This window comes from Profundibacter sp. (genome assembly GCF_965277155.1).
Taxonomy (GTDB): domain Bacteria; phylum Pseudomonadota; class Alphaproteobacteria; order Rhodobacterales; family Rhodobacteraceae; genus Profundibacter.
Map to the genome: position 1 here is coordinate 465,759 of NZ_CBDIBV010000010.1, position 23,544 is coordinate 489,302.

The window sequence follows — 23,544 nt, forward strand, 5'->3', positions numbered from 1 at the left end:
TCCTTGGCGGTTCCAGCCGCCGGTTGGGTGGCTTCGATGCACCCGGAGATTACGCCGTCCTCGAATTTCCACCAAACTCGCGACACTACCTCCGTATTTGCCTCCAATATTCTGTTCTATCGCGAAGGTGGTTACTTTGATTTGACTGCAAATGAAAAACCGCTTTTGCATACCTGGAGCCTGGCAGTCGAAGAACAATATTACCTGATTTTACCGATCCTGCTGTTTATCCTTTGGCGGTACGGGCGCAATCGGGCATTTTTCGGCATTACCGTACTTGCACTCCTTAGCCTTGCCCTAAGCGAATGGGGTTGGCGCACCCACCCGACCGCAAATTTCTATCTTGCACCAACGCGGGCCTGGGAATTTTTAGCGGGATCAATGGTTGCCTTCCTAAACACCAACAAGCCTCGGCTACCGGGTAATTTTGCCGCCCTGCTGGGGTTCATTCTGATCCTGTTTTCCGTGTTCTACTTTGATGAAAATACCCCCTTCCCCTCAATCTATGCAATGGCACCTGTCGGGGGGACTGTGCTGATCCTGTTATATGCAAGCCAGGGTACATGGGTTGCACAGCTGTTGTCATTGCGTGCATTTACAACCATCGGTCTGATCAGCTATAGCGCCTATTTATGGCACCAGCCCCTGTTCGCCTTTGCCCGTCTTCATAATCTGCGCCAACCGACCCAATGGGAAATGCTGCCCCTTGCGGGCCTGTCTTTGCCCCTTGCCTATCTTACTTGGCGGTTTGTCGAACAACCGTTTCGGAAAGGCAACTTCGCCAAATCACTTTCCCAAGGTACCATCTTTATGCTGGCCGCAACCACTGGCAGCGCCTTAATTGCTTTTGGTATTTACGGACATTTGAAAAATGGCGTACCCCAAAGATTGAATGACACAGCCCGCTATTATGCCAATTTCTCGCAAAGCAGAAACCCCTATGAGACCTGCCTGCTTAAAATCAGGGACGATTACAGCACCCAGCCCCGCAAAGGGTGTCAGGAATTCACCAACGGCGACAAGATTGACGTCATGTTTATTGGTGACAGCCATTCCCACGCGATTTCCTATCAGGCGCAATTGGCGTTGCAAAAGGTAAATATCTCATCCTATTCAGTGGCTTATGCCGGGTGTATCGGCCTGGAAGGGTATTTCAGGGCCAATACTCCGGACAGTTACCAGTGCAGCAAATATAATCAACACATGTTGGAATACGCCCGCAAGGCAGGCGTAAAAACTCTGGTTATTACGTCCCGTTTCACGCTTTATTGGAACGGTGCAAGGTTTGACAACGGCGAAGGCGGCGTCGAAAGCGGCAAAGGTGCCTATATCGATCTGCTGGAATATCGCGATGAAAACGCTGGCCCCAAGGATCCAGACCGCCGCAACAGGGTTTTGCAATCCTTTCCAGAAAACATTCTTGAACTGACCAAGGAATTCAATGTCGTTCTGGTCTATCCCATCCCCGAAGCAGGCTGGAATGTACCCGAACTGGCAGTAAAAAGAATTCTGGTCGGTCACGAGCAGAATATAGACAATATATCCACTTCGTATCAGGTTTTCGCCCAACGCAACGGGCCGGTTATTGCGGCGTTTGATACATTGAACAGCCCGAACCTTTATCGGGTAAAACCGCATGAATTACTATGCAATACGTTTATCAAACAGCGCTGCATCAATCTGGTTGACGGTATTTCCTATTATTTTGACGATGATCACCTGTCACATGCCGGTGCCCGCCTGCTGGCGCCCTATATTCTGGAACAGGTCAAGCTTGCCCAGGCAAATGAAATCGCCAAGGCAGAAAGCAACCGGTCACGATAGCAGGCAACCTTATCTGGTAGCAAGTTTTCGCTGATCATCACGCCCCATTGCTATCAAAACGGGGTTTTCCAGCTGCCGTTTCTGAAACGCCGCCTTGCTGTCCATCCCGTCCCAGTCAATCGCGATCAGGGATTGCGCAATCGCCCCGCCCAGTGTCGCCCCAGGTCCGGTAACGATAAACACATCCGGCGCAAATTCGCGGGCGGCCACCTGAATAGCGCGGGTAAAATCATAGGTTTCAGTGACTTGCGCCCCAAGGGTATAGGCCCGCAACGCCGCCGCGTCGGTTGCATGGGGCCACCAGATCGCCCCGCGCCCGTCAATCAGCGGGGTTTTCGGGGGGCCGAACAGATCTGCCCCCAACCGCGCACGGCCCTCGGCGGCAACCGGTTCCTGCAAATCCGTATGAAACGCCGCGTGATTTGGCAGGAGCAACGGGTAGCGGTCATAGGCAGGCACGGCGGCCTTAAACGCCTTTAGCCCCGCGTCATTTCCCGCCAGCACCAGCATCCCACCCAGCCGGATCGACACCGCCAGCACGGCCCCGCCTCGTCCGTCGATATCCGCCACAAGCGCCAGCAATTCATTGCGCTTGCCGGGAATTTCCTGCCAGTTGTCGTCAACAAACGGATACAGCACCTGCCCGCCAATAAGATGTTCCTGCATCAGCGTGCCCATGGTGTTGACCACCGCAAACCCCGCCATCGGATCCAGCGCCCCGCCCGCCGCCAGCGCAATATACCAGCCCATCGAATTTCCGGTGACAGCAACGATATCGTAATCCGCCGAAATCGCCTGTGCATCCAGCAGGGACGCAGCATAGATCAAAGGTGAGGCATTATCCCCGCGCGTATGCAGCCGCGCCGAAAATTTTTCCGCCCCGTCCAGCGCCGAAACTGTTTCCTGCCCTTGTGCCGCTCGATAGGCATCAAATTCGGCCAGCAAGGCAGGTGCACCAAAGTGCCGCGAGATATAGCCCAGCTCCGGTGCATTATAGGTGCCGCGTCCGGGGCAGATCAGAACCGCTGTTTTCCTCATTTCGCGCCCTCCAGCAATTCAAGCGCCGCTTGCGCGATACCGTCTGCCGTGGGCAAGGTCGCGCCATAGGCCGGACCCGTAGCGATAAAACAATCCGTCGCTGTGGCCCGCGCGATATTTTCGCGGCCCGCCTCAGTAAACATCGCCATCAAGCCTTCTGACTGGCTGCCGGTTTCGCGGCACTCGTCTACTATCAACACCGATCCGCAAGCCTTTGTTTGTTTTAACAATTCCTCTTTCGGCAACGGGGCCAGCCAGCGCATATCGATCACCCGCAGCTTCACCCCCTTGCCCTTCAGAACCTTCGCCGCCTGTTGCGACAGGTAGAACCCGTTCCCATAGGTCACCATCGCCAGATCCGTGCCCCGCCCCGAAACGCCGACCTGCCCCAGCAGGATGCGTTTATCGGGCGACGGGTAAAGGTGCATCCAGCCCTTGTCGCCCTCGCCATGCAAATCCCGCATCGGATACAGTGCGATCGGTTCCAGAAACACCACCACCCGCTGTTCCTCGCGTGCCAACCGCACGGCTTCGCGCAGCATACATGCCGCATCCGCGCCATTAGACGGGCAGGCAATGATCACGCCGGGAATATCGCGCAGCACGGCCAGCGAATTGTCATTGTGAAAATGCCCGCCAAAGCCGCGCTGGTAACCCAGACCGGCAATCCGCAACACCATCGGGTTGCTGTACTGACCGTTCGAGAAAAACGACAACGTGGCGGCTTCGCCCCTGATCTGGTCCTCGGCGTTGTGCAGATAGGCCAGAAACTGGATTTCCGGCATCGGAATGAAACCGTTATGCGCCATGCCGATGGCAAGGCCTAGAATGGATTGTTCATCCAGCAGCGTATCAATCACCCGATCCGGCCCGAAACGGGTTTGCAGTTTTTGCGTCACGCCGTAAACCCCGCCTTTGCGCCCCACATCCTCGCCCATCACCGCGATTTCGCCATGCTCCAGCATCAGATCGGTCAGCGCCCAGTTGATCAGCCGGTTCATCGCCTGTGGTTCGTCCATTGCCCGCATGTCGCTGCCGAACACTTTGGCACGGTCCGCAGGCGTTGGGCCGTTCGTCGGGGCGCAGTCCCGTTTGGGCGGTATCAGTGACGCCACCACATCGGACGCGGTTTTCAGATGCGGCCGCTTGACGGCACGGGCGGCGATACGGGTGCAGCGGGCTTCGGTTTCGTGATAGATATCAAGGGCTTCGTCACGGGAACAGGCGCCCGTCTCTTGCAATATCCGCACGCTGTGCAGCAGCGGATCATTGGCTTCATCCGCCGCAATCGCCTGTTTGGCGCGATAGGTCGCCTCGACGTCCGATCCCGCATGGCCGTATAGCCGCACGGTTTTCACATGCAGAAAGGCCGGTTTGCGGTGGCGGCGCACATAATCGGCAGCCTGCGCGGCAACACGGTGGGTTTCGGTGATATCCAGCCCGTTGCAATGGAAATAGCGCATTCCCGGCCGGTGCATGAAATTCGCCGCGACCCAACCCTGCGGCGTGGGGGTGGAAATGCCGATGCCGTTGTCCTCGCAGACGAACAGCACAGGCAGGGGAACCGATTGAAAACTTGTCCAGCAGGCAGTGTTGAAGGCCCCCTGCGCGGTGGAATGGTTCGAGGATGCATCGCCAAACGACGCCATCACAATCGCATCTTCGGGCAAGGCGCAGTGTTCGGGCGCATGACGGCGGGCAAGGCCGATGGAATAGGCCGCACCAACAGCCTTGGGCAGGTGGCTGGCGATGGTCGAGGATTGCGGCGGGATGAAAAGCGCCTTTGATCCCAATACCTTGTGACGCCCGCCAGATGTGGGATCATCAGAAGAGGCCGCAAAGCTCAGCAGCATATCCCAGGCGATATTCTGCCCCGGCACCTGCTGGCTGCGCTGTATCTGGAACGCCGCATCGCGGTAATGCAGGAACGCCATATCGGTGGGGCGCAAGGCCTCGGCCACCGCCGCCATGCCCTCGTGCCCGCTGGAGCCGATGGTGTAAAACCCCTGCCCCGCCTTTTGCATCATGCGGCTGGTGCGATCCAATTGCCGCGACAACACCTGACTGCGGAACAGCTCGACCAGTTTTGTGTTTGGCAGGTCGGTAACAACCGGCGCCCCGTGGGGCAAATCATTGGCCGCCACCCGATCCAGAAAATTCTGATGAACAATTGCTGCGCGATCCATATCGTCCCCGTATTGCCGGAATCACCCCTGTTTTGCCCACCCTGGCCTGTTTTCCATCATAAGGCCACTTGCCATTCTACCGGAAATCCCTGCATAATCGACATTATGACGGAAAGATCATCAAAATGGCTAAAGGACGATCTGGACCGGCGGATCGTGCGGGAATTGCAGCGCAACGCGCGGGAATCCACCACCAATATCGCCGCCCGCCTGAATGTGGCGCGCTCTACCGTGCATGAGCGGATCATGCGGATGGAAAAGGACGGTGTGATTGCCGGATATTCCGTTGTTCTAAGTAAAAACCCGTCCGAGGAAAGCATCCAAGTCCTTGTTTTAATGGAAGTTAAACAGCAGGAAACCCGTAAAATCCTGCGTCGCCTTGGCCAATATGCCGAAATCCGTCTGTGCCTGTCGATCAACGGCGAATTCGATCTGTTCCTAAGCATCGAAGCCCCGCGGATCGAGGATCTGGACGTGGTTGTCGATGAAATCGCCGAAATACCGGGGGTGATGCGCACCAAGACGTTTGTGGTGTTCGGCCGTCGTTTTGATCGCGGATATAATGAAACCGCACAGCGAATTGCGGCGCAGTTCATGGATGTGAACACACAATCTGACGGGTAATCCGCCTATTTGACGGCATCCAACCACTTTCCCGCCGGTTTTATCCCTGCCTTTCTCCACAATCAGCCTCCACATTTACCTAAACAGGCAAAACAGGAGAAATGCCCATGTGGAAGGTTTGCATCATCGGTGGCGGCAAGATCGGCCAGACCATCGCCGCGTTTTTGGCGGAATCCCCAAATTACAGCGTGACGGTCGCCGACCGTGATCTGGAGGCGCTGAAAGCCATCGACATGCCCGATGTGGCCATCACCCAGATGGACGCGGGCGACGCGGATGCGGTGGCCAAGGCGCTGGACGGGTTCGACGCAGTGATTTCCGCCGCTCCATTTTTCCTGACCCCCACAATTGCGGCGGGCGCCAAACGCGCCGGTGCGCATTATTTCGATCTGACCGAGGACGTGGCCTCGACCAACGTGGTGCGTGAACTGGCCGAAGGGGCCAACACCGTGTTCATGCCGCAATGCGGTCTTGCGCCGGGTTTCGTCGGCATCGCGGGCGCGCATCTGGCGGCAGAGTTTGACGACATCGACACGCTGTCCTTGCGGGTCGGGGCATTGCCGCTCTATCCCACCAACGCGCTGAAATATAACCTGACCTGGTCAACCGACGGGTTGATCAACGAATATTGCAACCCTTGCGATGCGCTGGTGGATGGCAAGCTGGTAAAAACCGCACCGCTGGAAGATCTGGAAATCCTGTCGGTGGACGGCGTGGATTACGAATGTTTCAACACCTCGGGCGGTTTGGGCACACTGGCCGAAAAACTGCAGGGTAAGGCGCGCTCTGTGTCATACCGCACCATCCGCTATCCGGGTCACCGCGACATCATCAAACTGATGCTGCATGATCTGGGCTTGATCCGCAAACGCGACGTGATGAAGGACATTTTTGAATCCGCCCTGCCCCGCACCGATCAGGACGTTGTGCTGGTCTATTGCACCGCCACCGGCCGGATCAACGGCGAATTGCGTGAACGCTCGCTGATCAACAAAACCGTGGCCCGCAAGGTGAACGGCACCCATTGGGGCGCGATCCAGATCACCACAGCCGCCGGTGTGACCGGCGTGGTCGATATGGTGCGCCACGGGATGCTGCCACAAGCAGGGTTTATCGCACAGGAAGAAGTAAGGTTGCCCGATTTCCTAAGCACCGAATTTGGCCAGCTTTACACCCCCGGCGACATGACAGCATTGGAGAGCGCAGCATGAACAAGCATGTAAACACAGCCGAAACCATTCTGGCCCGCCTTGGGCTGACTGCCGATGTTTTGCAAGGCGGCAACCTGACCGTGACCTCGCCTGTGGACGGGGCCGAGCTGGCGCATCTGGCCGAAACCACGGATATGGACGCAGTGATTGCCCGCGCCAAATCGGCATTCAAACAATGGCGCTATGTGCCCGCCCCGCGCCGTGGGGAACTGGTGCGCCTGCTGGGCGAGGAACTGCGCGCGGCCAAGGATGATCTGGGCGCGCTGGTGTCGCTGGAAGCGGGCAAAATCCTGTCCGAAGGTCAGGGCGAAGTGCAGGAAATGATCGACATCTGCGATTTCGCCGTGGGCCAGTCGCGGATGCTGTATGGCCTGACCATCGCATCCGAGCGCCCCGGCCACCGGATGATGGAAACATGGCATCCCGTTGGCCCTGTCGGCGTGATCAGCGCCTTCAACTTCCCCGTGGCGGTCTGGTGCTGGAACACAGCACTGGCGCTGGTGTGCGGCGATCCGGTGATCTGGAAGCCGTCCGAAAAGGCGCCCCTGTCGGCGCTGGCCTGTCAGGTGATATTCGAGCGCGCGGCCAAACGCTTTGGCGAAGATGCCCCCGAAGGTCTGTCGCAAGTGGTGATCGGCGGGGCGGATGTTGGCGCGGCGATGGTGGCGTCCAGGGACGTTCCGGTGATCTCGGCTACCGGCTCGACCCGCATGGGCCGCGCTGTCGGGCCGGTGGTGGCCGAACGGTTTGGCCGCAGCATTCTGGAACTGGGCGGTAATAACGCGATGATCGTCGCCCCCTCGGCCGATCTGGACATGGCAGTGCGCGCGATCGTGTTTTCCGCGGTCGGCACGGCGGGGCAACGCTGCACATCGCTACGCCGCCTGATCGTGCATGAAAGCATCCGCACTGAACTTGTGGCCAAATTGGTCAAGGCATATGCCAGCCTTCCCGTCGGCTCGCCGCTTGATCCCGCCACGCTGGTCGGCCCGTTGGTGGACATGGAGGCGCTGAAAAACATGCAAGCCGCACTGGCCACCGCCCGTGCCCAGGGTGGTGTGGTGCATGGCGGTGAACAAGTCACGAAAGGCGTGCCCGCCGGTGGCGCCTATGTGCGCCCTGCCATCGTCGATATGCCCGAGCAAAGCGCCATCGTGCAAACCGAAACCTTTGCGCCGATCCTTTATGTGATGGGCTATAGCGATCTGGATCAGGCGATTGAAACGCAGAACGCGGTGCCGCAGGGGCTGTCGTCCTGCATCTTTACCCTGAACATGCGCGAGGCCGAACGCTTTGTTTCGGACACCGGTTCGGACTGCGGCATTGCCAATGTCAATATCGGCCCCTCGGGTGCTGAAATCGGCGGGGCGTTTGGCGGTGAAAAGGAAACCGGCGGCGGACGTGAAAGTGGTTCGGACGCGTGGAAAGCCTATATGCGCCGGCAGACCAACACGATGAATTTCAGTGACGAGCTGCCATTGGCGCAGGGTGTTAAATTTGAAATCTAGGATAACGGCGGGGGCTATTTATCCCCCGCCATAAACATCGGCCCGCCGCGCCAGCGCGGAAAGCCATAGCCGTTGACCATCACCACATCTATCGCCTCGGGTGATTGCGCGATGCCCTCTGCCAAAATTTTGCGCCCCTCGGACTGCATCACGCCGATGATCCGGCCCATGATTTCATCTGCGGATAACGGCACCCGCGTGATCCCCTTGTCCGCGCTGGCCTTGGTGATAATACCTTCCACCAACGGGTCCGGCGCGCCCTTGGGATCGGATGTATAATCATACCACCCCGCCCCCGTCTTGCGCCCGAACCGGCCCAGTTCGCACAGCTGATCGGGAATATCGACATAGCGCATATCGGCAGGGCGCGTCGCCGCCTGACGTTTGCGCATTGCCCAGGCAATATCCAGACCCGCCATATCCTGCATTGCGAATATCCCCATCGCAAATCCGAAATCGCGCATCGCAACGTCCACGTCCTGAGGCAGTGCGCCATCCTCGAGCATATAATCACATTCGCGCCGATAGGCCGACATGATCCGGTTGCCGATAAACCCGTCACAAACACCGGCAGGCACCGCGATTTTGCCCAGACGTTTGGCCAATGCAAAGCCCGTTGCCAGCACATCGTCCGCCACCTTGGGCGGGTGCACAATTTCCAGCAGTTTCATGATATAGGCGGGTGAAAAGAAGTGCAGACCCAGTACACGGAACGGATCCGCCACCGCCTCGGCGATTTCGGCGATATCCAGATAGGATGTGTTGGTGGCCAGCACCGCATCGGGTTTGGTGGACACGTCCAGACGGGTAAACACGTCCTTCTTTACCGTCATATCCTCGAACACCGCCTCGATCACCAGATCGGCATCGCCAAGGGCGGCGTAATCGGTCGCGCCGCTGAAATTGTCCTGCATCCGCGCCAAAGCACCCGCATCAATTAACCCGCGTTTATGGCTTTGGGTCAAGGTATTTTGCACCCGTTCCTGCCCCGCGCTCAGGCTGTCCTGATCGCGTTCTAACATCACCACACGCAGGCCCGCCAGCAAACAGGCTGCTACGATCCCCGCGCCCATCGTGCCGCCGCCAATCACGCCGACCTCATCGAAGGGGCGCGGTTTAACCCCCTTTAATCGCGGCATTTTTCCGGCGGATCGTTCGGCAAAAAAGATATGGCGCAAGGCCAGTGATTGCGGATCATCCTTTAGCTGGAAAAACAATTCACGCTCTTTCGCCAGCGCCTCACCAGCAGGCAAAGCAAGCGCGTTTTCCAGCGCCGTGATGGCCGCCAGCGGCGAATTCTGCCCGCGCGCCCGTTTGGCAATCGCCGCTTTCTGCGCCTCCCAAGCGTCGCTGTCTGGCTGTGCCACCCCCCGCGCCATCAAAGGCTCGACAGTCGCTTCCAGCGCTTCACCCTTGGCAAATTCCAGCGTGGCCTGCGTCAGATCCCCGTCCACAATCCGGTCCACCAGCCCCAGCGATAACGCCTTGTCCGCCGAAACCATTTTACCACCCGCGATCATCTCAAGCGCCGCCGATGCCCCCACCAGACGCGGCAGACGCACGGTGCCACCGGCACCGGGGATCAGGCCCAGATTGACCTCGGGCAGGCCCAGTCTGGCGGATGGAACCGCCAGCCGGAACCGGCATCCCAAAGCCACCTCAAGACCGCCGCCCAAGGCGGTGCCATGCAGTGCCGCGATCCACGGCTTGGAAGCCCCCTCGATCATATCGATCACATCCGGCAAATGCGGCTCCTGCGGCGCTTGCCCGAATTCCCGCACATCCGCCCCTGCAATGAACGTCCGCCCCGCACACAGCAGCACAACGGCCTTCACATCCGCATCCGCTTCTGTCTGCCGAACCGCATCCGCCAACCCCTGTCGAACCGCCTGCGACAGCGCATTTACCGGCGGATTATCGATGGTGACGGTGGCAATGCCATCCTGTTTGCTGATTGTTACCGGCTGTGTCATGCGCGTTCCCCCTGCTTTTGCCAAAGGGGTAGCCAAGGACCGATGACTAATCAAGCATCAAAGAGCTGAGGCCGCGTCACCGGCAATGGACAACTGCGCTTTTGCGCCATTCGCCTATGTCACGCGTAAAGGGAATGGTGCACCCGTCGCGATTCGAACGCGAGACCTCTGCCTTCGGAGGGCAGCGCTCTATCCAGCTGAGCTACGGGTGCCTGTGGCGCGGTTTACGGCAAAGTTGCGAGGGGTGCAAATAGTTTTGCACATCCCGTCTGCTTTAACTGTCTTTCAGCCGCCAAGGCTCGTCATTTTGTAGATAGGCCTCTTCTTCGGGGGACAGATCTATCTCGTCATAACCTGTGATCATCGGTTTTACATGGGCGCGGAAGCCATGACCGATGGTCAGCATATAGAGGGAACCTCTGTAAATTCCCGTTTTCGCCTTCTTCGCGGCGGGGTGGACGGTTTTTCGCCTGTCCCGCCTGATTGCTTCGGATCATAAACCCATTTTCACCGGTTTCAAGCCGGTTTTGGGTATTTCAGGCACACCTCACCCCATGAACCCTTATCCCGGCGCCGCCAGGCCGCATTCGAACTGGACGAAGCGCTTCATGTTGTAGACCAGGTTCATCATCCCGATGCGAAATCGCGCCCGCTTCAGGCCGATGGAGCGGATCAGCTTGCCGCCCATGGAGCGCTCCTGAAAAGCGAATACATGCTCGACCCGGACCCGCACTTTCGAGCGCCTCCGGTTGGCCTTTTGCTGGCGCTCGCCAAGCGGCTTGCCGCGCCTGCCCTTGTGATGGATATGGCTGTGAAGCCCCCGCTCTTCCAGCTCGCTTTCGATCTTTTGCGAGCGATAGGCGCTGTCGGCCCACAGGTCCGATGAGGTGTTGCTCGCATCAATCAGACCGGCAAGCGCCTGGCTGTCATGCACGGCGGCATCGGTGACATCATAAGCGCGGATGAATTTGTGCCGCCGGTCGACATTGATGTGGTTCTTGTAGCCGTAATAGCTCTTGCCGTGCTTCTTCGTCCAGCGCGCATCCACGTCCTTCTGGCGCTTCTTGTGGGGTTTTTCCTCCCACTCTTCAGGCGTTTCGCCCGCCTTGATTTTCTCGTTCTCGTCCCTTTTGTTGTGCTGGCGCGGCGCCGGAACGATGCTCGCATCAACAATCTGCCCGCCCATCGCCAGATAGCCCTTTTCGCGCAGAAAGGCATCGAACTTGTCAAACAGCTCCTTCATCTTCCCGGCCCCGGCCAGCCTTTCACGGTAGGCCCAGATGGTCTTGGCGTCAGGTACGCTGTCTTCAATGCCAAGGCCGAGAAACCGCATGAACGACAGGCGGTCGCGGATCTGATACTCGATCTGATCGTCAGAGAGGTTGTAGAGCTGCTGCAAAACCATCGTCTTGAATATCAGCACCTCATCCCAAGGCGGGCGGCCAGCGTTGGATTTGCGCTGTTCGGGCGGCGTGCGCCATATGGCCTTCAGCTCGTCCCGGTAATCCTCGAACGGCACCATGTCGTTGAGCAACACCAGCGGATCACCAGATTTGTCCAGTCCCGCGTATCGGCTGGAAAGATCAAAAAATCCCATCTGACCCATGACAAAACCCCGTCGGTCGAATCATTTTCATCCTGATGACGATTCTACCCCGTCAGGCCGGATTTTGGGGGATTTTTAGAGGTTCCCTAGAGATGGATAACAACAAAAGCCGTAACAATATAGGCCGCCAGAAGGTGCAAGTTGGCAACGATATTCAGGTAGAAACCGGCATCCGGAATATAGTCCCATAAATTATAAAGACCTCTGCATAACATCGGGATTCCCCCGGGTTGGCCGTTTTGGTAAGCTAGCCGGGAAATCTCTGGGGTGAATAGATGGACCTTTTCCTGCACGAAGCGGCGGCACGGATCGGCGCGGATGACGTTCTGTCGAAGATCGACGCGCTGATGGATTGGAACTCGTTTTTGCCGATCCTGCGGCGCGGTCTGGGGCGCTCGGGGATCGGGCCTCAGGGCTATGATCCGCTGGTTCTGTTCAAGTGTCTTCTGGTTGGCCAGTGGCACGGGCTGAGCGACCCGAAGCTGGAGCGGGCCTTGAAGGTGCGGCTGGATTTCATGCTGTTCTGCGGGCTCGATCTGCACGCGTCGGTGCCGGATGAGACGACCCACTGCCGGTTCCGCAATGCGCTGGTCCGGGGTGGCGTTTACGATGAGCTGCTGGCCGAGGTCTGCCGCCAGATCGAGGCGCATGGGCTGAAGCTGAAAGAGGCTGAGGCGGCGATCATTGATGCGACCCTGATCGCGGCGGCGGCGCGCCCGCGCACCCATATCGACGCCCCGCAGGACCGGGCAGAGGACGGGGCAAGGGAAGGGACGCCGGATGATCCGCCCGAGGTCTCACCCGACGGGGCACAGCTGCATTTCAGCGCCGACCCTGATGCCCGCTGGGTCAAGAAGGGCCGCAAGAGCACGCTCGGCTACAAGGGCTTTGCCCGCTGCGACGAAGAGGGCTTTATCGACAAGGTGCACACCACGCCCGCCAATGCCGCCGAAAGCCCCGAATTCGCCACCATGATCGCGGGCGCAAAGGCGCAGCGGGTGCTGGCCGACAAGGCCTATGCGAGCAAGGCCAACCGCCAGATGCTGCGCGGCAAATACCGCGACGGCATCCTGCGCAAGGCAGCGCGCGGCCGCCCCCTGCGGCAATCGGAGAAACGCTTCAACCGGCTGATTTCGAAACGCCGCTTCCGCATCGAGCAGACTTTCGGCACGATGAAACGCCTCTTCGGCCTGCAGCGGGCGAGATATTTCGGGCGCGCCAGGGTGCATGCCCAGATGGTCATGGCCGCCATCGCGCAAAACCTGCTCAAGGCCGCAAACAGGATCACCCTCAACCCGCAAACCCCCGCAATCGCATAGCCCCAAACCCCGCCACCCGTCTGTCCGCCGGACCCGCAGGGGCGCAAGGTGGGCGGCCGAAATCTTGCTTCAACCGAAAGCCATGGCCTCATGCAGAGGTCTTTTATAGGTCAAATAGAGGATGCCCGTGCTCCAGACCAAAGGGAACACAGCCACTTTCAGGCCGAAATATGACAGACTTTGTAAAGGGTTATACTTGCGCCAGATCATTTTCCGATAAGGGGGTTGTTCGCCTTTGAACACACCATACGCATAGAACCGGACGACCTTGAGCAAACCATCCAGTGTTGGAACAAACTGACGCCAATTGCCTGTTGTAAACAGCCAGAAGGTGGCGAATATCCAAAGGATTAGCAGCAGGATGGCGGCGGCACTGTGGATCATCGCCGCCGGACCGAATGGCAGGATATGATGCAGCCCGTTCAATCCAAGGCCGGTGAATAGCAGGATGAAGATCAACAGGGCTTGCGTCCAATGCCACAACCGTTCAAAGCGCGGGTAAATTTTGACCTGACGTTTACTCATGGCTATCTCCCCTGCTTTTCTTGCTGAACATGCGGATCAACCCGTGGCCGACAACCCCCAGAAAGGCAGCCAGAACCATCAGTATCCCCAGTATCCCCGCCGTCGAATACGGCGCGCGCCATGGCATATAGAATCCGTTCAACCCGTCCAGACGCCCGTCTTCGGCATGGCAGTCCTTGCATTCCAGGGCCTTTTCCGCCGGGGCCACCATATGGGCAATCGGCCAATACATGCGCGTATCGACAAAACCGTATTTGCCGGAATAGTCCGATCCGGCGGCTTTCATACCTGCCTTGATCGCCTTGGCCCAATCGAAATTGGTCCAGAAGGCGGTGTCGGTATCAGGCCCCCAGACGTGGCTATAAGCCAGTTTGTTAAAGCCTGCGTCATAGGCTTGGCGCCCTATCATCCGTTTGAAAGGCCAGATGCGGGAATCCGGATCATCGGCAGAACCGTAAATATGGGGAACCTCTAAAAATCCCCCAAAATCCGGCCTGACGGGGTAGAATCGTCATCAGGATGAAAATGATTCGACCGACGGGGTTTTGTCATGGGTCAGATGGGATTTTTTGATCTTTCCAGCCGATACGCGGGACTGGACAAATCTGGTGATCCGCTGGTGTTGCTCAACGACATGGTGCCGTTCGAGGATTACCGGGACGAGCTGAAGGCCATATGGCGCACGCCGCCCGAACAGCGCAAATCCAACGCTGGCCGCCCGCCTTGGGATGAGGTGCTGATATTCAAGACGATGGTTTTGCAGCAGCTCTACAACCTCTCTGACGATCAGATCGAGTATCAGATCCGCGACCGCCTGTCGTTCATGCGGTTTCTCGGCCTTGGCATTGAAGACAGCGTACCTGACGCCAAGACCATCTGGGCCTACCGTGAAAGGCTGGCCGGGGCCGGGAAGATGAAGGAGCTGTTTGACAAGTTCGATGCCTTTCTGCGCGAAAAGGGCTATCTGGCGATGGGCGGGCAGATTGTTGATGCGAGCATCGTTCCGGCGCCGCGCCAGCACAACAAAAGGGACGAGAACGAGAAAATCAAGGCGGGCGAAACGCCTGAAGAGTGGGAGGAAAAACCCCACAAGAAGCGCCAGAAGGACGTGGATGCGCGCTGGACGAAGAAGCACGGCAAGAGCTATTACGGCTACAAGAACCACATCAATGTCGACCGGCGGCACAAATTCATCCGCGCTTATGATGTCACCGATGCCGCCGTGCATGACAGCCAGGCGCTTGCCGGTCTGATTGATGCGAGCAACACCTCATCGGACCTGTGGGCCGACAGCGCCTATCGCTCGCAAAAGATCGAAAGCGAGCTGGAAGAGCGGGGGCTTCACAGCCATATCCATCACAAGGGCAGGCGCGGCAAGCCGCTTGGCGAGCGCCAGCAAAAGGCCAACCGGAGGCGCTCGAAAGTGCGGGTCCGGGTCGAGCATGTATTCGCTTTTCAGGAGCGCTCCATGGGCGGCAAGCTGATCCGCTCCATCGGCCTGAAGCGGGCGCGATTTCGCATCGGGATGATGAACCTGGTCTACAACATGAAGCGCTTCGTCCAGTTCGAATGCGGCCTGGCGGCGCCGGGATAAGGGTTCATGGGGTGAGGTGTGCCTGAAATACCCAAAACCGGCTTGAAACCGGTGAAAATGGGTTTATGATCCGAAGCAATCAGGCGGGACAGGCGAAAAACCGTCCACCCCGCCGCGAAGAAGGCGAAAACGGGAATTTACAGAGGTTCCCTATGGTTGATCTCGACCGGTTTGGTTGGATCAATCGTGGTTTCCGGCAATGTGTATTCAACCGTGCCGTTGAACCAGCTATAGTAAGGGACAACATTTTCCCCCCACTCGAAATCCCCTTTGGTCGACAGATAGGTGTGTAATTCCTTGCCGTCCCCCTGGGTATACTCCTCGCGTTTGATGATCTTGCCGTTGTCCAGCTGACCGGCGGTTGACCAGTCCCACAGGGTTTTTGTTGCCACCCCGCCACGGGCAAATTCGGGGATGTGGCAGGTCTGACAGGCAACACGGTTGGTGTGGTCATTCAGCTTGATCCCGCGCAGCACCGCCAGCGGGTTCGAAGCGGCAATCGGGTGTGGCCGGTCCGAATGGCAGCTTTCACAGGTGGCGGTTGTGCGGGCCTCGCCGGGTTTGCCTGTGCCGTGAGGATCAATGGCCATCGGATCATACCGGCTGCCCGCGATCTGGTGCTGATCGGCAACATGGCAGGTGGAACAGGTAAAGTTCAACCCGTCCACCGCCATATGCACATCGACGTCTTTTGTTGGCTTATACAACACCGAAGACAGATCGCCGTGCTTTACATTATCGCCGCCCCCGCCGTAAAAGTGGCAGTTGCCGCAGTTATCGCGCCCTGTCGGGCCAACGCTTTGGGCGGCGCGCTTCAGGTCCACAGCCCATGCATTGGCACCGGTGATGGTTTTCAAACCCGCAGGCACAGGGTTCAGCGGCGGATGACCCGCCAGTGTGGCGGCTTTGGTGTATTGGCCTGACCGGTCATGACAGGCCAGACAATCGACTGCGTTGCTCTGTCAGCTGGCCGGTGTAGGCCGTGGCAGGGTTTCATCCCAGCCGGTGCCAACCGTGGATTGGCGCGGCGGCGGGTTCGACATATCGTCCCAGCCATAACCGGCGTGGCAGGATGTACAGCGCGGCTCATTCCCGGCGACATTGCCGCAAAAGGAATTGATCACATGGCGTTTGCCCAGCAGTTGGCCGGTTTTGGGGTTCTCGAATTCCCATTTGAAATGGATCGAGTGTATCATCTGGTCGTCTGCCTCGTTATGGCAGGTCAGACAGGCCGAGGTTACCTCGGGCCCAGATGTGAAATCGCGTTGCAAAATTGCAAATTTGCTATGGTCGGCGGTGCTGGTTGCCCCGATCGGAATTCCCGGTGCATCCGGTGCCGTAGATTGCTGTGCGTGCGCGCCAAAGGTCATTGCCAACAGCATCGCCCCTGCCGTCACACCTTTTTGCCAATCCAGAAAATGCATATCATCCCCTCCCTGCACACCCGAAGGAATCGAGTCAGGTTATAATGCTATCACATTCAGTGTAGCGAATGTGATACATGCAATTCTTTGATGCAGGTCAAATCTAGAATGGTTTTAATTTTAAACTGATAGTTTTTATGCAAACAGCTCGTGACACAGCTCCAGCGCGTCCACCAATATGTCCACCTCGTCGGGGGTGTTATATAGTCCGAAAGACGCCCGCGCTGTGGCCGGAACCCCCAGAAACTCCATCAACGGTTGGGCGCAGTGATGCCCTGCCCGCACAGCCACGCCTTTTTTGTCCAGCACCGTCGACAGGTCGTGCGCATGCGCCGCCCCTTCCATGGTGAACGAGAAAATCGCCCCCTTGCCGGCGGATTGCCCCTGGACGTTCAGCCAGTTCAGCCCATCCAGTCGCGCCCGCGCATAATCGCGCAAATGGCGCTCATGGGCGGCAATGTTGTCCATCCCCAGCGCCATCATGTATTCCAGCGCCACGCCCAGACCGATGGTCTGCACGATACCCGGCGTGCCGGCCTCGAACATCATCGGCGGGTCATTATAGCTGACACAATCACGGGTCACTTCGCGGATCATGTCCCCGCCCCCCATGAAAGGCTGCATTTCGGCCATCCGTTCCTTGCGCACATAAATCGCGCCGGATCCCGATGGGCCATACAGTTTATGCCCCGTAATCGGGTAGAAGTCGCATCCAATATCGGCCAGATCCACCGGCATATGCACCGTGGCTTGCGAGCCATCCACCAGCACCGGAATCCCGCGTGCGCGCGCCTCGTGACAGATGGTTTTCACATCCACCACCGTGCCCAGAACATTCGACATGTGGGTGACGGCAATCAGGCGGGTTTTGTCGCTGATGGCGTCGATCACCTTTTGCGGGTCCAGATCGCCAACCGCATCAATATCGACCCATTTCAGCACCACGCCCATGCGTTCGCGCAGGAAATGCCATGGCACGATATTGGCGTGGTGTTCCATCACCGACAGGATGATTTCATCACCTGCCTTCAGGTTCTTCATCGCCCAGCCGTAGGCGACCATATTGATCCCCTCGGTGGTGCCCGAATTCAGCACGATTTCGCGTTCATCCGCCACATTCAGGAACCGCGCAATGATGCCGCGCACGGCCTCGTATTTGTCGGTGGCCAGATTGGAAAGGTAGTGCAAGCCCCTGTGGACATTGGCATATTCTTCGGAATAACTGCGCGTTACGGCGTCAATCACCACCTGCGGTTTCTGGGCGGACGCGCCATTGTCCAGATAGACCAGCGGCTTGCCGTTGACCTGCCGCGACAGAATAGGAAAATCTTTGCGGATCTCGTTTACATCATATGTCATTTCATTCCCCATTCCGCCTGTCGCAACCCTGCAATCCAGAACCAGACAAATGCCGCAAACCACAGAAACCCGACAATGGTTTGCTGCTGTCCCGGCCCGATAAAACCAGCAACCATACCATGAAACAAGAACAACGGGGCCGAGGCCAGAAAGGCCCAGAACACCGCAATCCGCGCGCCATATCCACTGCCCTGCCCGCCCAGCAGACGCGACACCAGATGCGACACGGCCGCCAGCACATAGAGGATCACCGGCATGATGAACACCAGCGCGATAAAGGCCGAGTAATAGGACAGCGCGCCCTCGCTCTCGGCCCCTTGCAGGTAGGATTCCCGCGATATGCGCGGCCATTGCGCGACAAAGGCCACCACACAGCCCGCCATCGCGATTGACAGCGCAAATGGCTCGCTGCGGCCTTTTTCCAGCAGGCGTTTCACCACCCTGCCCGGCCCGCGATAGGTTGCGACGATGTCCCCCGTCAGCGCCATGACGCTAACCCCTGTGACGGGCCAGCCAGCCCTCGAGACGGGCGCGGATGTCGTCGGCGATTGCCTCGTCCTCGATCTCGTCTATCGCGTCGGCCATGAAGGCGAGCACCAGCATATCCTGCGCGTCCACCTTGGGCACGCCACGCGAGCGCAGGTAATACATTGCCTCGTCGTCAATCGCGCCGGTGGTCGAGCCGTGGCTACACATCACATCATCGGCATAGATTTCCAGCTCGGGCTTGCCAAAAAACTGTGCTTCATCATCCAGCAACAACGATTGGCTCATTTGATAGCCATCGGTTTTCTGGGCGCCCGGTTTTACCAGAATTTTGCCCTGAAACACGCCAGTTGCGCCATTGCGCAGCACCTTTTTGAACACCTGGCGGCTTTCGCAATTCTGGCTGTCATGGGTGATGAACACGGTATCGTCATGCAGAAAATCACCATCCCCCATCGCCGCACCGGCGATATGGGCGATGGCGTCATTACCGATCAGTTCCAGCACAACTTCATTGCGGGTCAGCTTGCCGTTGATCGTCATGGTAAAGCTTTTGAATTTGCTTTCATGCCCAAGGCGGCCAAAAATATGCGTGGCCGCGCGGCGTTCATGGTCGCGCCCCATAGCACGGACATGGTGGAAAGCGCCCTTGTCGGCAATGTCCACTTCCATCACCGAATTGAACCGCGCACCAGCGGGGCCGTTTTCCAGAATGGTCAGATCAGCGCCCTCTTCCACGCGGATAACGTGATGCAGCATCACATCAGAAGCCTCTGATTTACGGACATAAATCATGCTGACAGGTTTTGCCGCCTTGCCTGTGGCACGGATCACCACGCCTTCACGAGCATTGGCGCTGTTCAAGGCGGCCAGCGGGCGGGCAACGGGTTTTTGGCCCGCAGCCTCAAGCGTGCCATAAAGCGCATCAGCCCAGTCTGGCGCGTCTTTCAGCAGGGTAATCTCGATCCCTGCCATCGACAGATCGTCAGAGGCTTGCGCATCAAACACCCCGTCGACAAACACGATTTTCAGCCGGTCGATCGCGTCAAACAACGGGGCTTCGTCCAGATTTAGGATCGCGGCCGGTGCCACATCATCCGTGGTCAGCAGATCGGGGCGGGTGTATTTCCAGTATTCATCGCGGCGCTGCGGCAGGCCCATTGCGTCCAGCCGTTCCTGCGCCTGTTTGCGGGCGGATTCCATCAGGCAACCTCCGCCAGAATATCGGCATAACCGTTGTGTTCAACCTCGAGCGCCAGTTCGGGGCCACCGGATTTGATGATCCGCCCATCAGCCATGATATGCACCACGTCAGGTTTGATATGGTCCAGAAGCCGTTGATAATGCGTGATAACCAGGAACGACCGCTTGCCATCCCGCAGGGCGTTCACCCCTTCGGAAACCAGCTTCATCGCATCCACATCTAGACCGGAATCGGTTTCATCCAAGATGCACATCTTGGGCTCCAGCATCGCCATTTGCAGGATTTCGTTGCGCTTCTTCTCGCCACCAGAAAAGCCCACATTGACGGGACGTTTCAACATATCGGCGTCGATTTTCAGCGTCTTGGCCTTGGCGCGGATCACCTTCAGGAATTCCCCTGCCGACAGCTCCTCCTCGCCCCGCGCCTTGCGCTGTGCATTTACGGCCGTGCGCAGGAAGGTCATGTTGCCAACACCGGGAATTTCCACAGGATACTGGAATGCCAGAAACAGCCCCATTGCGGCGCGTTCTTCGGGGTCCAGCCCCAGCAGGTCAACCCCGTCCAGCGTGGCGGACCCTTCGGTCACCTCATAGCCATCTCGACCCGACAGCACATAAGACATCGTCGATTTGCCCGACCCGTTCGGCCCCATGATCGCATGCACCTGACCAGGCCCGACTTCCAGATCGACCCCTTTCAGGATTTGCTTGTCCTCGTCTTCAAGTTTGACGTGCAGGTTCTTGATTTTCAGCATTTTATTTCCTCAAAGCGCGCTTCGTTTTTGTCCAAAGCTATTCAACGGTTACAGCAGTGCCGGTCGCCGATACCATCAGCATCGAACCGGCCTTGCCCAGTACTTCATAATCCAGATCGACCCCGACAACGGCGTTGCCGCCGGCCGCGGTGGCACGTTGCTGCATTTCCCGCAGGGCGATCTCGCGCCCCTCTTGCAGCTTGGCCTCGTAGGTGCCCGAACGGCCCCCGACAATATCGGTGATCGAGGCGACAATATCGCGCATGATATTGGCCCCCATGATTGTCTCGCCGGTGACGATCCCGTGGTAGGCGGTGATTTTACGGCCCTCGATTGTGGGCGTGGTGGTTGTGATCATTCCTGCACCTCCGGATTGTTCGTATCAGCGGGTTTTTTACGCTCGACCAACCCCACACCCGGCCCCTTTTTATGGGCCAGCCAGACGCAGAATGTGGTGAAAGCCAGCGACGTGCCCTCCGCCGCCCAAATCCCCAGAAACGGCGCAATCACGATGGCCGATATAACCGCCCCTTTGATGAAGGCCATGAAAGCGGTCATCATCAGGCGGATCGGCTCGGGGGGTGGCGGGCGTTTGAGGGTGGGGGCTTCGGTCATTTCGTCACCTTCGGTATTTTCGAGCTTTCCCGCAACATTGCGTCGATCTGTTGTTGCGTCTTGGCCTCGCGTTCTTCAAGCCGCCTTTTTCTTTCGGCTTCTTTGGCTTGACGCATTTTCTTTTCTACATAATTCCCCGCAAGGCGCGATCCGGCGGCAGCAAAAATACCACCAATAATTAGGCTTTGCAGGATTGGCGCATCAAACACCCGTATCAGAATATTCGGCACCACAATCAACGGCACGAGAAAACCGGCGACCCCCGCAAGTTGCAGCCCGGCAGGCGCATTATATTGACCAAAGAACATAACTATTCCATAGCCCCCGCAATCAGACGGGTTTTGTCACAACAGATACTGTCAGTGAAAAGAACCAACTTACCTAGGAATGGCACGCCGAAAATCCTCATTTCGTCACCTTCGGGATATCAGAGTTTTCCCGCAACATTGCGTCAATCTGTTTTTGTTTTTCAGCTTCTTTGACTCTGCGCATTTCCTCGGTTTTTGGAACCAGATGTTTCTGGCGATTGCGAATGATAGACTTCAGCACCATCAGCCCGCTTACCAATCCGGCACCAATGGCAATCAACATGATGGGAACAGGATTCAGATAGTCTGATGCATAGATAAACCCCAATACACCAACCAGAATCGTAACCAACACAAATGCGGGCATGAAAAATGCCCGAACCACACCTACGTGCTCCATATGCAATGGATCATTCGCACGCTGGGGACTGTTATGTTGGTTGCGAAACTGCACTACCCCACCGACCCCTCAAGCGAAATCGCCACCAGCGCCTGCGCTTCCATCGCAAATTCCATTGGCAGGGCCTGCAACACTTCCTTGGCAAAGCCGTTGACGATCAGCGCCACCGCTTCTTCCTCGTCCATGCCGCGCTGGCGGCAATAGAACATTTGCTCGTCATCCACTTTACTGGTCGTGGCCTCGTGCTCCACCCGCGATGAATTGTTCTTCACCTCGATATAAGGCACCGTATGCGCGCCGCATTTATCGCCGATCAGCAGGCTGTCGCACTGGGTATAGTTGCGCGAGTTTTTCGCCTTTGGATGCATCGACACCAGCCCGCGATAGGTGTTCTGCGCCTTACCCGCAGAAATCCCTTTGGATACGATTCGCGATTTTGAATTCTTGCCCAGATGCACTATTTTGGTGCCGGTATCGGCCTGCTGGTAATTGTTTGTAATGGCGATCGAGTAGAATTCGCCCTGCGTGTTATCGCCTCGCAAAATGCAGCTTGGGTATTTCCACGTCACGGCGGATCCGGTTTCAACCTGCGTCCACATCACCTTGGCATTGTCGCCACGGCAATCGGCCCGCTTGGTGACGAAATTGTAAATCCCGCCCTTGCCGTCCTCGTCCCCAGGATACCAGTTTTGCACGGTGGAATATTTCACCTCGGCGTCTTCCTCGATGATGATCTCGACCACCGCGGCATGCAATTGCGCCACATCGCGTTTGGGCGCGGTACAGCCCTCAAGATAGCTGACATAGCTGCCCTTGTCGGCAATGATCAGGGTGCGTTCAAACTGGCCGGTATTTTCGGCGTTGATGCGGAAATAGGTGGACAGCTCCATTGGGCAGCGCACGCCAGGCGGGATGTAAACAAAGGACCCGTCGGAAAATACCGCGCTGTTCAGAGTGGCGTAGAAGTTGTCTGAAACCGGCACCACGGACCCCAGATATTTCTTCACCAGTTCGGGATGCTCGCGGATCGCTTCCGAGATCGAGCAGAAAATTACGCCCGCTTCGGCCAGCTCTTTCTGGAACGTTGTGCCCACGGAAACGGAATCAAACACCGCATCCACCGCCACCTTGCGCCCGTCGGCAGGGGTGGCCTCGGCGCCTTCGACACCGGCCAAAATCATCTGCTCCTGCAGCGGGATGCCCAGTTTTTCATAGGTCGCCAGCAGTTTCGGGTCCACCTCGTCCAGCGATTTCGGTTTGACCTCCATCGACTTGGGGCGGGCGTAATAATAAATGTCCTGAAAATCGATATCGGGATAGTTCACCATCGCCCATTTGGGCTCGACCAGCTTCTCCCACCGCTCGAACGCGGCCAGACGCCATTCCAGCATCCATTCCGGTTCTTCATTCTTTTTTGAAATCAGCCGCACGATGTCGCGGTTCACGCCTTTGGGGGCGTAATCCATCTCGATATCGGTTTCCCAGCCATATTTGTAATTGTCGGCAAGGGTGCGCACCGCATCAACGGTTTCTTCCTCGACGCCCTCTTTCGCAATCATATCGCCTGTTGCAGCCATTTTGTTTCC

Annotated in this window: 22 protein-coding genes, 1 tRNA gene and 2 pseudogenes; 6 read left to right on the forward strand and 19 right to left on the reverse strand. The window is 57.7% G+C overall.

Annotation, left to right across the window (positions count from 1 at the left end):
* Positions 1–36: 36 nt before the first annotated feature.
* Positions 37–1,824 (forward strand): acyltransferase family protein, encoded by a 1,788-nt coding sequence (locus ACQY4M_RS10185; RefSeq protein WP_428543640.1) that lies wholly within the window; start codon positions 37–39, stop codon positions 1,822–1,824.
* 9 nt (positions 1,825–1,833) lie between these two features.
* On the opposite strand, the gene ACQY4M_RS10190 is transcribed toward ACQY4M_RS10185, so the two are convergent.
* Both ACQY4M_RS10190 and ACQY4M_RS10195 read right to left on the reverse strand, forming a co-directional pair.
* Positions 1,834–2,862 carry an ACP S-malonyltransferase gene (locus tag ACQY4M_RS10190; protein WP_428543642.1) on the reverse strand — a complete coding sequence of 343 codons (1,029 nt, stop codon included), beginning with the start codon at positions 2,860–2,862 and terminating at the stop codon, positions 1,834–1,836.
* Positions 2,859–5,048, reverse strand: coding sequence for a dehydrogenase E1 component subunit alpha/beta (locus tag ACQY4M_RS10195; protein WP_428543644.1), 2,190 nt, complete (start codon positions 5,046–5,048; stop codon positions 2,859–2,861). The genes ACQY4M_RS10190 and ACQY4M_RS10195 overlap by 4 nt, the downstream gene beginning before the upstream one ends.
* 105 nt (positions 5,049–5,153) lie before the next feature.
* Between ACQY4M_RS10195 and ACQY4M_RS10200 the strand changes: the two genes are divergently transcribed.
* The 3 genes from ACQY4M_RS10200 to amaB all read left to right on the forward strand — a co-directional run bounded on the left by ACQY4M_RS10200 (position 5,154) and on the right by amaB (position 8,391).
* Complete coding sequence (locus ACQY4M_RS10200; protein ID WP_428543646.1) at positions 5,154–5,672, forward strand: Lrp/AsnC family transcriptional regulator; 519 nt, start codon at positions 5,154–5,156, stop codon at positions 5,670–5,672.
* A 101-nt stretch (positions 5,673–5,773) separates the two neighbouring features.
* Positions 5,774–6,883 carry a saccharopine dehydrogenase C-terminal domain-containing protein gene (locus tag ACQY4M_RS10205; RefSeq protein WP_428543648.1) on the forward strand — a complete coding sequence of 370 codons (1,110 nt, stop codon included), beginning with the start codon at positions 5,774–5,776 and terminating at the stop codon, positions 6,881–6,883.
* Positions 6,880–8,391 (forward strand): L-piperidine-6-carboxylate dehydrogenase, encoded by a 1,512-nt coding sequence (amaB, locus tag ACQY4M_RS10210; protein WP_428543650.1) that lies wholly within the window; start codon positions 6,880–6,882, stop codon positions 8,389–8,391. The genes ACQY4M_RS10205 and amaB overlap by 4 nt, the downstream gene beginning before the upstream one ends.
* Positions 8,392–8,405: 14 nt before the next feature.
* Here amaB and ACQY4M_RS10215 read toward each other — a convergent pair whose 3' ends face one another.
* From ACQY4M_RS10215 to ACQY4M_RS10230, 4 genes are all read right to left on the reverse strand, one after another.
* Positions 8,406–10,364 (reverse strand): 3-hydroxyacyl-CoA dehydrogenase NAD-binding domain-containing protein, encoded by a 1,959-nt coding sequence (locus tag ACQY4M_RS10215; RefSeq protein WP_428543652.1) that lies wholly within the window; start codon positions 10,362–10,364, stop codon positions 8,406–8,408.
* A gap of 135 nt (positions 10,365–10,499) precedes the next feature.
* A tRNA-Arg gene (locus tag ACQY4M_RS10220) sits at positions 10,500–10,576 on the reverse strand.
* Positions 10,577–10,638: 62 nt separating this feature from the next.
* Positions 10,639–10,770: a hypothetical protein gene (locus ACQY4M_RS10225; RefSeq protein ID WP_428543654.1), complete on the reverse strand. Its 132-nt coding sequence runs from the start codon at positions 10,768–10,770 to the stop codon at positions 10,639–10,641.
* A gap of 156 nt (positions 10,771–10,926) precedes the next feature.
* Positions 10,927–11,970, reverse strand: coding sequence for an IS5 family transposase (locus ACQY4M_RS10230; protein WP_428539227.1), 1,044 nt, complete (start codon positions 11,968–11,970; stop codon positions 10,927–10,929).
* A 275-nt stretch (positions 11,971–12,245) separates the two neighbouring features.
* Here ACQY4M_RS10230 and ACQY4M_RS10235 point away from each other — a divergent pair, with 275 nt between their 5' ends.
* Positions 12,246–13,289: an IS5 family transposase gene (locus ACQY4M_RS10235; protein ID WP_428539221.1), complete on the forward strand. Its 1,044-nt coding sequence runs from the start codon at positions 12,246–12,248 to the stop codon at positions 13,287–13,289.
* Between the two features lie 69 nt (positions 13,290–13,358).
* On the opposite strand, the gene ACQY4M_RS10240 is transcribed toward ACQY4M_RS10235, so the two are convergent.
* Together ACQY4M_RS10240 and ACQY4M_RS10245 are read right to left on the reverse strand one after the other, a co-directional pair.
* Complete coding sequence (locus ACQY4M_RS10240; protein WP_428543656.1) at positions 13,359–13,814, reverse strand: cytochrome b/b6 domain-containing protein; 456 nt, start codon at positions 13,812–13,814, stop codon at positions 13,359–13,361.
* Positions 13,807–14,277, reverse strand: a pseudogene (locus tag ACQY4M_RS10245) (tetrathionate reductase family octaheme c-type cytochrome); the annotation flags it as partial. The pseudogene ACQY4M_RS10245 and the gene ACQY4M_RS10240, both read right to left, overlap by 8 nt.
* Positions 14,278–14,364: 87 nt before the next feature.
* On the opposite strand from ACQY4M_RS10245, the gene ACQY4M_RS10250 reads away from it, so the two are divergent.
* Entirely contained in the window at positions 14,365–15,408 is a 1,044-nt protein-coding gene (locus tag ACQY4M_RS10250) for an IS5 family transposase (RefSeq protein WP_428539227.1), read from the forward strand.
* Between the two features lie 137 nt (positions 15,409–15,545).
* Here the strand turns inward: ACQY4M_RS10250 and ACQY4M_RS10255 are convergent, their stop codons facing one another.
* From ACQY4M_RS10255 to sufB, 11 genes and pseudogenes are all read right to left on the reverse strand, one after another.
* Complete coding sequence (locus ACQY4M_RS10255) at positions 15,546–16,277, reverse strand: hypothetical protein (protein ID WP_428543658.1); 732 nt, start codon at positions 16,275–16,277, stop codon at positions 15,546–15,548.
* 93 nt (positions 16,278–16,370) lie between these two features.
* Positions 16,371–16,832: a hypothetical protein gene (locus tag ACQY4M_RS10260; protein WP_428543660.1), complete on the reverse strand. Its 462-nt coding sequence runs from the start codon at positions 16,830–16,832 to the stop codon at positions 16,371–16,373.
* A 135-nt stretch (positions 16,833–16,967) separates the two neighbouring features.
* On the reverse strand, positions 16,968–18,191 hold the full coding sequence (locus ACQY4M_RS10265) for a cysteine desulfurase (protein ID WP_428543662.1): 1,224 nt from the start codon (positions 18,189–18,191) through the stop codon (positions 16,968–16,970).
* Positions 18,188–18,679: a YIP1 family protein gene (locus tag ACQY4M_RS10270; RefSeq protein ID WP_428543664.1), complete on the reverse strand. Its 492-nt coding sequence runs from the start codon at positions 18,677–18,679 to the stop codon at positions 18,188–18,190. The genes ACQY4M_RS10265 and ACQY4M_RS10270 overlap by 4 nt, the downstream gene beginning before the upstream one ends.
* A 4-nt stretch (positions 18,680–18,683) precedes the next feature.
* A pseudogene (locus tag ACQY4M_RS10275) lies at positions 18,684–19,889 on the reverse strand (SufB/SufD family protein); the annotation flags it as partial.
* Positions 19,880–20,635 carry a Fe-S cluster assembly ATPase SufC gene (sufC, locus tag ACQY4M_RS10280; protein ID WP_428543666.1) on the reverse strand — a complete coding sequence of 252 codons (756 nt, stop codon included), beginning with the start codon at positions 20,633–20,635 and terminating at the stop codon, positions 19,880–19,882. The pseudogene ACQY4M_RS10275 and the gene sufC, both read right to left, overlap by 10 nt.
* A 37-nt stretch (positions 20,636–20,672) precedes the next feature.
* Positions 20,673–20,993, reverse strand: a complete 321-nt coding sequence (locus tag ACQY4M_RS10285) for a heavy metal-binding domain-containing protein (RefSeq protein ID WP_428543668.1) — start codon at positions 20,991–20,993, stop codon at positions 20,673–20,675.
* Positions 20,990–21,250, reverse strand: a complete 261-nt coding sequence (locus ACQY4M_RS10290) for a hypothetical protein (RefSeq protein WP_428543670.1) — start codon at positions 21,248–21,250, stop codon at positions 20,990–20,992. Before ACQY4M_RS10290 ends, ACQY4M_RS10285 begins: the two co-directional genes overlap by 4 nt.
* The gene (locus tag ACQY4M_RS10295) at positions 21,247–21,558 is read right to left on the reverse strand and encodes a hypothetical protein (RefSeq protein WP_428543672.1); all 312 of its coding nucleotides are present in this window, start codon (positions 21,556–21,558) and stop codon (positions 21,247–21,249) included. The genes ACQY4M_RS10290 and ACQY4M_RS10295 overlap by 4 nt, the downstream gene beginning before the upstream one ends.
* 97 nt (positions 21,559–21,655) lie before the next feature.
* A complete protein-coding gene (locus ACQY4M_RS10300) occupies positions 21,656–22,012 on the reverse strand; it encodes a hypothetical protein (RefSeq protein ID WP_428543674.1) in 357 nt (118 codons plus the stop codon).
* On the reverse strand, positions 22,012–23,535 hold the full coding sequence (sufB, locus tag ACQY4M_RS10305; protein ID WP_428543676.1) for a Fe-S cluster assembly protein SufB: 1,524 nt from the start codon (positions 23,533–23,535) through the stop codon (positions 22,012–22,014). Before sufB ends, ACQY4M_RS10300 begins: the two co-directional genes overlap by 1 nt.
* Positions 23,536–23,544: the final 9 nt, after the last annotated feature.